This window comes from Mesorhizobium sp. M7A.F.Ca.CA.002.04.1.1, assembly GCF_004022805.1.
Taxonomy (GTDB): domain Bacteria; phylum Pseudomonadota; class Alphaproteobacteria; order Rhizobiales; family Rhizobiaceae; genus Mesorhizobium; species Mesorhizobium ciceri.
Genome location: NZ_RZPL01000264.1, coordinates 1 through 7,013 on the forward strand (window position 1 = coordinate 1; position 7,013 = coordinate 7,013).

At 62.3% G+C, this 7,013-nt stretch carries 8 protein-coding genes; 2 read left to right on the forward strand and 6 right to left on the reverse strand.

The genetic code is table 11. The features are described from left to right. Positions 1-123: 123 nt before the first annotated feature. Positions 124-753 carry a histidine phosphotransferase family protein gene (locus ENZ75_RS15550; protein WP_024504504.1) on the reverse strand — a complete coding sequence of 210 codons (630 nt, stop codon included), beginning with the start codon at positions 751-753 and terminating at the stop codon, positions 124-126. 391 nt (positions 754-1,144) lie between these two features. Between ENZ75_RS15550 and ENZ75_RS15555 the strand changes: the two genes are divergently transcribed. Both ENZ75_RS15555 and ENZ75_RS15560 read left to right on the forward strand, forming a co-directional pair. After that, positions 1,145-1,681 carry an EipA family protein gene (locus ENZ75_RS15555; protein ID WP_224621527.1) on the forward strand — a complete coding sequence of 179 codons (537 nt, stop codon included), beginning with the start codon at positions 1,145-1,147 and terminating at the stop codon, positions 1,679-1,681. Between the two features lie 176 nt (positions 1,682-1,857). Further along, on the forward strand, positions 1,858-2,994 hold the full coding sequence (locus tag ENZ75_RS15560) for a hypothetical protein (RefSeq protein ID WP_063168874.1): 1,137 nt from the start codon (positions 1,858-1,860) through the stop codon (positions 2,992-2,994). A 92-nt stretch (positions 2,995-3,086) separates the two neighbouring features. Here ENZ75_RS15560 and ENZ75_RS15565 read toward each other — a convergent pair whose 3' ends face one another. The 5 genes from ENZ75_RS15565 to ENZ75_RS15585 form a co-directional block, all read right to left on the reverse strand. Beyond that, positions 3,087-3,902: an RNA methyltransferase gene (locus ENZ75_RS15565; protein ID WP_063168873.1), complete on the reverse strand. Its 816-nt coding sequence runs from the start codon at positions 3,900-3,902 to the stop codon at positions 3,087-3,089. A gap of 164 nt (positions 3,903-4,066) precedes the next feature. Next, positions 4,067-4,411: a metalloregulator ArsR/SmtB family transcription factor gene (locus tag ENZ75_RS15570; protein ID WP_013529913.1), complete on the reverse strand. Its 345-nt coding sequence runs from the start codon at positions 4,409-4,411 to the stop codon at positions 4,067-4,069. A 152-nt stretch (positions 4,412-4,563) separates the two neighbouring features. Next, the gene (locus ENZ75_RS15575; protein WP_063168872.1) at positions 4,564-5,343 is read right to left on the reverse strand and encodes a HugZ family protein; all 780 of its coding nucleotides are present in this window, start codon (positions 5,341-5,343) and stop codon (positions 4,564-4,566) included. A 31-nt stretch (positions 5,344-5,374) separates the two neighbouring features. Beyond that, positions 5,375-6,550 carry a CaiB/BaiF CoA-transferase family protein gene (locus ENZ75_RS15580; RefSeq protein ID WP_063168871.1) on the reverse strand — a complete coding sequence of 392 codons (1,176 nt, stop codon included), beginning with the start codon at positions 6,548-6,550 and terminating at the stop codon, positions 5,375-5,377. A 7-nt stretch (positions 6,551-6,557) separates the two neighbouring features. Further along, the coding region (locus tag ENZ75_RS15585; protein ID WP_127398116.1) for an SDR family NAD(P)-dependent oxidoreductase at positions 6,558-7,013 on the reverse strand (456 nt) is incomplete at its 5' end.

Genomic DNA, 7,013 nt, shown 5'->3' on the forward strand with positions numbered 1-7,013 from the left:
GGGCAGGTGCCTACTTTTATTCACGAATGCTTTGGCGCCGCCTGAACGACCAGACGCATCTCAAGTCGATGAGCTGGAATTACAGCTTTAAATGAAAAAATACTTCGCTTTATCGGCTGCGCATCAGGCCGCCGAAAGCACGATTTCTTCCGGCGTCGCGTGGATCGATATCGTCATGCCGGCCTCGCGCGCCAGAAGCAGCGTGTAATAGGGCTGCACGGAATGCGCGTCGATCGGCTCCTCCGGCTTGTGGCCGGAATGCAGTTCGAGGAATTTCGGCGGCACCCGCAGCATCGGGCCAGCCGACGCAAGCGCGAAACGCGGTTCGGTCTCAAGGTTTTCCAGCGTCACGGAAAGCTTGCCGCCGCGCGGAATGGCGGCATTGGCGACGAGGATCAGGTTGAGCAGCAGCTTGACCTTGTTCTTGGGCAGCAACGCGCGGGGCCCGTTCCAGGTCAGTTCCGGCTTTTCGTTCTTGAGGAAGGCGATGGCGACCGCTTCGGCATCGCCGGTATCGATCAACATACCGGCCGAACCGGCGGCACCGAAGGCGATGCGGGCGAACTGAAGGCGGGCCGAAGCGTTGCGGGCGCTCTGACGGATCAGCTTCATGGCGTCCTCATCGGCGCCGCCTTCATCAAGCAATTCGAGCCCGTTGTTGATCGCGCCGACCGGCGAGATGATATCGTGGCAGACCCGGCTGCACAAAAGCGCTGCCAGATCGGGTGCGGAAAGGGTGAACAGATCGGCCATCGGCGAAAAATCCCTGCAAAATCTCACAACTCATGGCCGGGCGATCGATCGTCGCCTGCCACACGAATCACGCACTCTCTCCTCAGGCTTTCTGAATACACAGCGCCCGTGCGTGCAGCAACAAATCCAAATTGTGGTTGTGGCAAATGGCGTGTTCACGCAGGCTGCCGACCCCAATTGAGCGACCCCAAACAGCCTTCGAACCGCCATGTTCATGTGGGAGCTTAATGGTTGAAAAAGGATTACGGCATAATTTGCCCCTAACAGTTACCCTTAACGGCCGGCTAAAAGAGCCGTACGGGGTGCGAGGCGTCGGCGAAGGTGCTCCCTGACGGAGATTGGAAGCATGTTTTCCCGATACTACGACCGGAGCTTTCTCCGTGTCTTCTCAATGGCGGTCACGCTCCTGGGCGTTCTCGTCTTCTCGACTTCAGCCCTGCGGGCCCAGGAATACACCGCTCAGGAGATTGTCGATTCCGGTCACAAATTTTTTGGCGCCACATCGGGCGGACTCGCCACGGTGATCGAGAAGATTTTTGCCTCCTACGGCCTGCCCAACGGCTATCTGCTGGGCGAAGAGGGTTCTGGTGCGCTGATCGGTGGCCTGACCTATGGCGAAGGCACGCTCTACACCAAGAATGCCGGCGACCACAAAGTGTTCTGGCAAGGCCCGTCGCTCGGCTGGGATTTCGGCGGCGAGGGGTCGCGGGTGATGATGCTGGTCTACAATCTCGATGATGTGGGCAGCCTCTACAACCGCTATGGCGGCGTTGCCGGTTCAGCCTATGTGGTGGCGGGCGTCGGCTTCAACGTGCTGAAGAACAACAATGTTCTCCTGGTGCCGATCCGCACCGGCGTCGGTGCTCGGCTCGGCGTCAATCTCGGCTATCTGAAGCTTACCGAGCGGGCCACGTGGAATCCGTTCTAGGCTGAAGTCCTTGGCTGTCGTTGTCCAAAACCGGGACCGCTTTTGGGTCGACATGCATTAAACTCGTACCGTTGCGGCAAACCCTTGCCGCAACGCTGGATTTCCGCCATGTCAACGTGGCACAGTCAAAGCGATCTATGCGCTTTTGATGCTTGCCGGCCACAACGGGTAGTCACTTGGTCCAGTCGGTCCTGTTCTTCGTCCTCGGCTTTCTCTGCGCTGGCTTTCTGGCGCTCATGGTGGCTCCGGCCATATGGCGTCGTGCGGTCGCGCTTACACGCAAACGCATCGAATCCTCGATCCCTCTGACGCAGACCGAGATCCAGGCGGACAAGGATCGCATCCGCGCCGAATACGCCATGACGACGCGCCGCCTGGAAATCAGCGTCAAGGCGTTGCGTGAGAAGGCGGCCGAACAACTGGTCGAGATCAATCGCGGTCGCGAGGCCATGAAGGGCCTGGCGGTCGAGCGGACTGACAAGAACCAGGTGCTGACCGAGCTGGGCGCGAAGAACGAAGCGCTGCGTCAGCGAGAGGGCGAGTTGCAGCAGCTTTCGGAGCGTCTGAAGGAAACCGAACGCAAGCTGGAAAAGCGCGCCCTTGAGCTGGAAAAGCTGGAGCGCATGTATGACGACGCCAGTTTTTCCTCGAGCAGCCGGCAGATCGAGCTCGTGGCGCGAGAGTCCGAAATGCAGAAACTCGCCAGTGACATTGCGATGCTGCGCGGCCAGCGCAAGGAAGCCGACAGGCGCGGCCAGGAAATCGCGGCCGAAAGCAAGGCCGCGCGGGACGCCCTGAAAGCCGAGAAGAAAAAGACCGCCGAGCTCGACAAGAAGGTCGAACGGCTGCTGGCCACACTTGCCGATCGAGAAGACAAACTCGACCGCCGCGAAAAGGAACTGGCACGCATGCGCGAAAGATCGAAATCCGAGGACAGCGCGCCAGCCTTGCGGCTGGTCGGCAAGGGCGGCGATGTCGCGAGGAGCGATGATTTCGACAAGGCAATCGCCAAGCTCGATAGCGACCGTGAGCAGCTCGAGGCGAGGCTGACGGCGCTGGCGCGCGAGAACAAACGGCTGAAGGCGGATCTCACCGCACTGGCCGCCTCCAAGGCCGCTGACAGCAGCTCCGCCTTGCGCGAGCAGATGAACGAGCTGGCGGCGGAGGTCGTCCATCTGACGGCCAAGCTCGAGGGGCCTGGTTCGCCGATCGCCATGGCATTGGCGGTACCGTCGGACGCACGCTCCGGCAACGGTGACCGCAGTCTTGCCGACCGCGTGCGCGCGCTGCAGAAGGCTGACGCGACAAGCTGAGATCAGGTCTCCTTAGAGCATTTCACCGTTTCACGGAAACGGCGAAATGCCCTAACTCTTTGCTTTGAGGCAATTCTGGACGGAAAACCGCTTCACACTTTTCCTAGAATTGCTCTAGCCGAAAAATGATGCAGCGCGATGGCTGAAGCCGCGGCGACATTCAGGCTGTCGAAGCCTTCCGCCATGGTGATCCGCACGTCGTGCAGGCTTGCGAGCAGGTCGTCCGGCAAGCCTTCGCCCTCGGTGCCGAGATAGAGCGCCAGGCGCTCGCTGCGCTGCGCATCGCGGATGTCGGTCTCCCCGCGGGGCGAGAGCGCGAATTGTTCGAAGCCACGTCGGGCGAGCATCGTTGTGAAGCCGGCGGTGTCGGTGAACGATGCGAACGGGATCTTGAGCGCGGCGCCGACCGAAACGCGGATCGCCTTGCGATAGAGCGGGTCGCAGCACGTCGCATCCAGCAAAACCGCGTCAGCGCCAAAGGCGGCGGCGTTGCGGAAGATCGAGCCCACATTGTCATGATTGGCGATGCCGACGAGCACCACGACCAGCGCACGAGGCGGCAAGCCATCGAGCAGGGCTTCGGCCGGCTGCGGCGCTCCCTTGCGGCCCATGGCCAGGATGCCGCGATGCATGTGAAATCCGGCGATTGCGTCCATCACCGCGCTGGTTGCCACATAGACCGGGAGATCGGCGGGCGCCTTGCTCAGGATCTTGTCGAGACCCGCCAGCCGGTTTTCCAGGACGAGGACCGATTCGGCGGCAAAGCGTCCAGTTGTGAGCAGCAGGTCGAGCACCACCTTGCCTTCGGCGACGAAGCGGCCTTGCCGGCCGGCGAGGTCACGCTCGCGAATGTCGAGATAGGCAGCGACGCGCGGATCTTGCGGGTCGTCGATGCGAATGGGATCCATGCATTCCTCGCGACCGTCGCATCGGCCCGAAAATCCGGACCGCTTCCCGGCGCTCACCTTGTTTGGAAAGCACGATGCGACAATTCGGGACAATCAGCCAGCTTTGTGCGCCCCAAATCGGCGCATGCCGCTCTGAATCACCGGCGAGATCGGCGGCTGTGTGGTCAGGTTCCAGCACGGCGCAAGCGGTGCGCCATCTGGGACAGGTCATCCTTGCCGCTGCCGAAAATGCCGTCCAACATGACAAGCAGTTCTCGCACGGCGTCGGATTTGCAGGAGTAGTAAATCATCTGCCGGTCGCGGCGGGTGTCGACAAGGTCGAGCGCCCGCAACTTGGCGAGATGCTGGGACAGGGCGGATTGGCTGAGCATCACCTTCTCGGCTATGGCTCCCACCGACATTTCACCTTCGGCGAGGTAGCTCATGATCAACAGTCGCTTCTCATTGCCCATCAGCATGAGAAACTCTGCCGCCGATTCGGCGTTCACGATTAGCTTTGTCGAGACCATCGATCCCCCATGCTTCCTGTTCATCCCGACGCCATGGGGGCAATGGCGTCTGATTCCATAAATTCACTTATCGATCGGCGCTGGCGATTCAGCGTCACTAAAAGGTAGAGCATTTCACCTAAATCTCAAGTGTTGCTTTTGATCCAGCATAATTAAGTCTCAGTCCCGGCGTCGACAATGGCTCGGCCCGCCCTCGCCATATCGACCAGAACGTGCCGCAATTCACCTGCTGCGCCCAGAGGTTGCGGGTAAAAGACCCGGCAAGCGCCGTCGCCCGACACCAGATCCATGCCATCGGCATCGAATCCGGCAATACGCCAGCCGTTGCCGGATACTTTGGCGAAATGCTGTGCGTAAACGGCGATCGCGTCGAGATGGTCGGCGTTCATGTGGTCGATGGCCGATTGTTCGCGCGCCGCGAGTTCCTCGACGACCGGTCCGCTGGCGAGCAGATCCGATCGGTCGAGCTGATAGGCCTTGCCGAAGCCGCCGTTGAGGCTGGCGCGTTGCGGATCGAGGCGAAAGATCGAAAAGTCACCGAGACCGGCGTAAAGTTTCGCCCTGGCATTGTGATTGAGGTAACGGCGCTCGGTGCGGGCGTGTTCGGCCGATCCGCGCTCGATCCTTACCGCCTGGCAGACCAGTGTCAGGCGCGGGTGCGCCAGCGGGTCGCCCTTGCCTGGTTCGCCGAGCAACAGGGAACAGCGCGGGTCGGCAAGCAGCGCGCCGGTGTGCGCCGAAAGCATCGACACCAGGATCAGCGGTGCGCCGTCGATGTCGGTGGCCACGCCAACCCTGCTGGCCAGCGGCGAGCCGGTTTGCGGTTCGATCACCGCCAGGGCGCCAAAGCGGGCGCTGCGCAGAAGCGTCTTCGCCAGCCGGATCGCTTCGGCGTCCGTCTCACGGATCACGTCCTTCTTCGGGTCGTCCAAGGCAGCACCGCAGTAAGTTGATTTTTGTTCTCTAGTTATCGGTCAGCAAGCCGGATTTGACAAGGTCGTCGATCTCGGCTTTCGCAAAGCCGAAACGTGCCAGCGTTGTCGACGGCAACAAATCCTCATCGCCGGGCATAGTGGCCAATGTCGGTTGCGAACTCGAGAAACGCGGGGCCGGGGCCGGGCGCTCAAATGCACCTGCCGTCACAGAGGCGTTGCGTGCCCGATTGTGCGGGTGGTGCTTTGCCTCTTGCAGCGACAGAACGGGTGCAACGCAGGCATCGGTTTGCGCGAACAACCGGTCCCAGTCGTCGCGTGGTTTCTGCCGGATCCGATCGGCAATGGCGGCGCGCATCGGCGGCCACAGGGCCTTGTCGTACTGGCCGGATGCAAAGCACTCGTCGAGCGGCAGCAGCCTCGCGAATTCGGCGAAGAATTGCGGCTCGAGACAACCGATGGCGATATGACGTCCGTCCGACGTCTCATAGGTGTCGTAGAACGGGGCGCCGGAATCGAGCAGGTTCGCGCCACGCTTGTCGCTCCACAAGCCGGCCGCCATCAAGGCGTGCAGGGGCACCGCCAGCATCGAGGCGCCATCGACCATCGCGGCGTCGATAACTTCACCCTTGCCCGTGCGCGAACGTTGGAACAGGGCGGCCAGCACACCGGCAATCAGCATCATGGCGCCACCGCCATAGTCTGCAACGAGGTTGAGCGGCGTGACGGGACGGCCGCCGGCATGGCCGATGGCGTGCAGCACGCCGCTATAGGCGAGGTAGGTTATGTCATGGCCGGCGCGGCCGGCGAGCGGACCGCCCTGGCCGAAGCCGGTCATACGGCCGTAGATCAGCGCCGGGTTACGCACCAGCACCGTTTCCGGGCCGAGGCCGAGCCGTTCCATGACGCCCGGGCGAAAGCCTTCGAGCAACATGTCCGCCTTTTCGGCAAGGCGCAGCAACAGATCGGTGCCTTCACGGCGCTTCAGGTCGAGGCGCAGCACGGCGCGGCCATGGCGGTCGATGTTATACTCATCCGGCAGCGGCAGGAGCTGGCTCGTCCCCGCCCGTTCGATGCGCAACAGTTGCGCGCCCATCTCCGACAGCATCAGGCCGGCCAGCGGCACGGCGCCGAGCCCGGCCATCTCGATCACCTTCAGCCCGGTCAGCGGACCGGTTTTAGCGGCAGCGGACAGGCCGGCGCTCATGACCGGTTTATTTCGGCGCCATGCGAATGGCGCCGTCGAGGCGAATGGTCTCGCCGTTCAGCATCTGGTTCTCGATGATGTGCAGGGCGAGAGCGGCATATTCGGACGGTTCGCCCAGGCGCGACGGGAACGGCACGGCGGCGCCCAGTGAATCCTGCACCTCTTGCGGCATGCCGGCCATCATCGGCGTCTTGAAGATGCCGGGAGCGATGGTGCAGACGCGGATGCCGGAACGGGCAAGGTCGCGCGCCACCGGCAGCGTCATGCCGACGACGCCGCCCTTGGACGCCGCATAGGCGGCCTGCCCGATCTGGCCATCATAGGCGGCAACCGAAGCGGTGTTGACAATGACGCCGCGCTCGCCGCCCGGCAGCGGCTCGAGCTTCGACGCGCGTTCGGCGACGAGGCGGATCATGTTGAACGTGCCGATCAGATTGACCTCGATCACCTTGCGGTACTGATC

Excerpts from the sequence above, each read along its gene's own strand:
- ENZ75_RS15580 (WP_063168871.1), bottom strand. The coding sequence starts at position 6,550 with ATGAGCGCCGGCCTGTCCGCTGCCGCTAAAACCGGTCCGCTGACCGGG.
- ENZ75_RS15570 (WP_013529913.1), bottom strand. The coding sequence starts at position 4,411 with ATGGTCTCGACAAAGCTAATCGTGAACGCCGAATCGGCGGCAGAGTTT.
- ENZ75_RS15565 (WP_063168873.1), bottom strand. The coding sequence starts at position 3,902 with ATGGATCCCATTCGCATCGACGACCCGCAAGATCCGCGCGTCGCTGCC.
- ENZ75_RS15550 (WP_024504504.1), bottom strand. The coding sequence starts at position 753 with ATGGCCGATCTGTTCACCCTTTCCGCACCCGATCTGGCAGCGCTTTTG.
- ENZ75_RS15555 (WP_224621527.1), top strand. The coding sequence starts at position 1,145 with ATGGCGGTCACGCTCCTGGGCGTTCTCGTCTTCTCGACTTCAGCCCTG.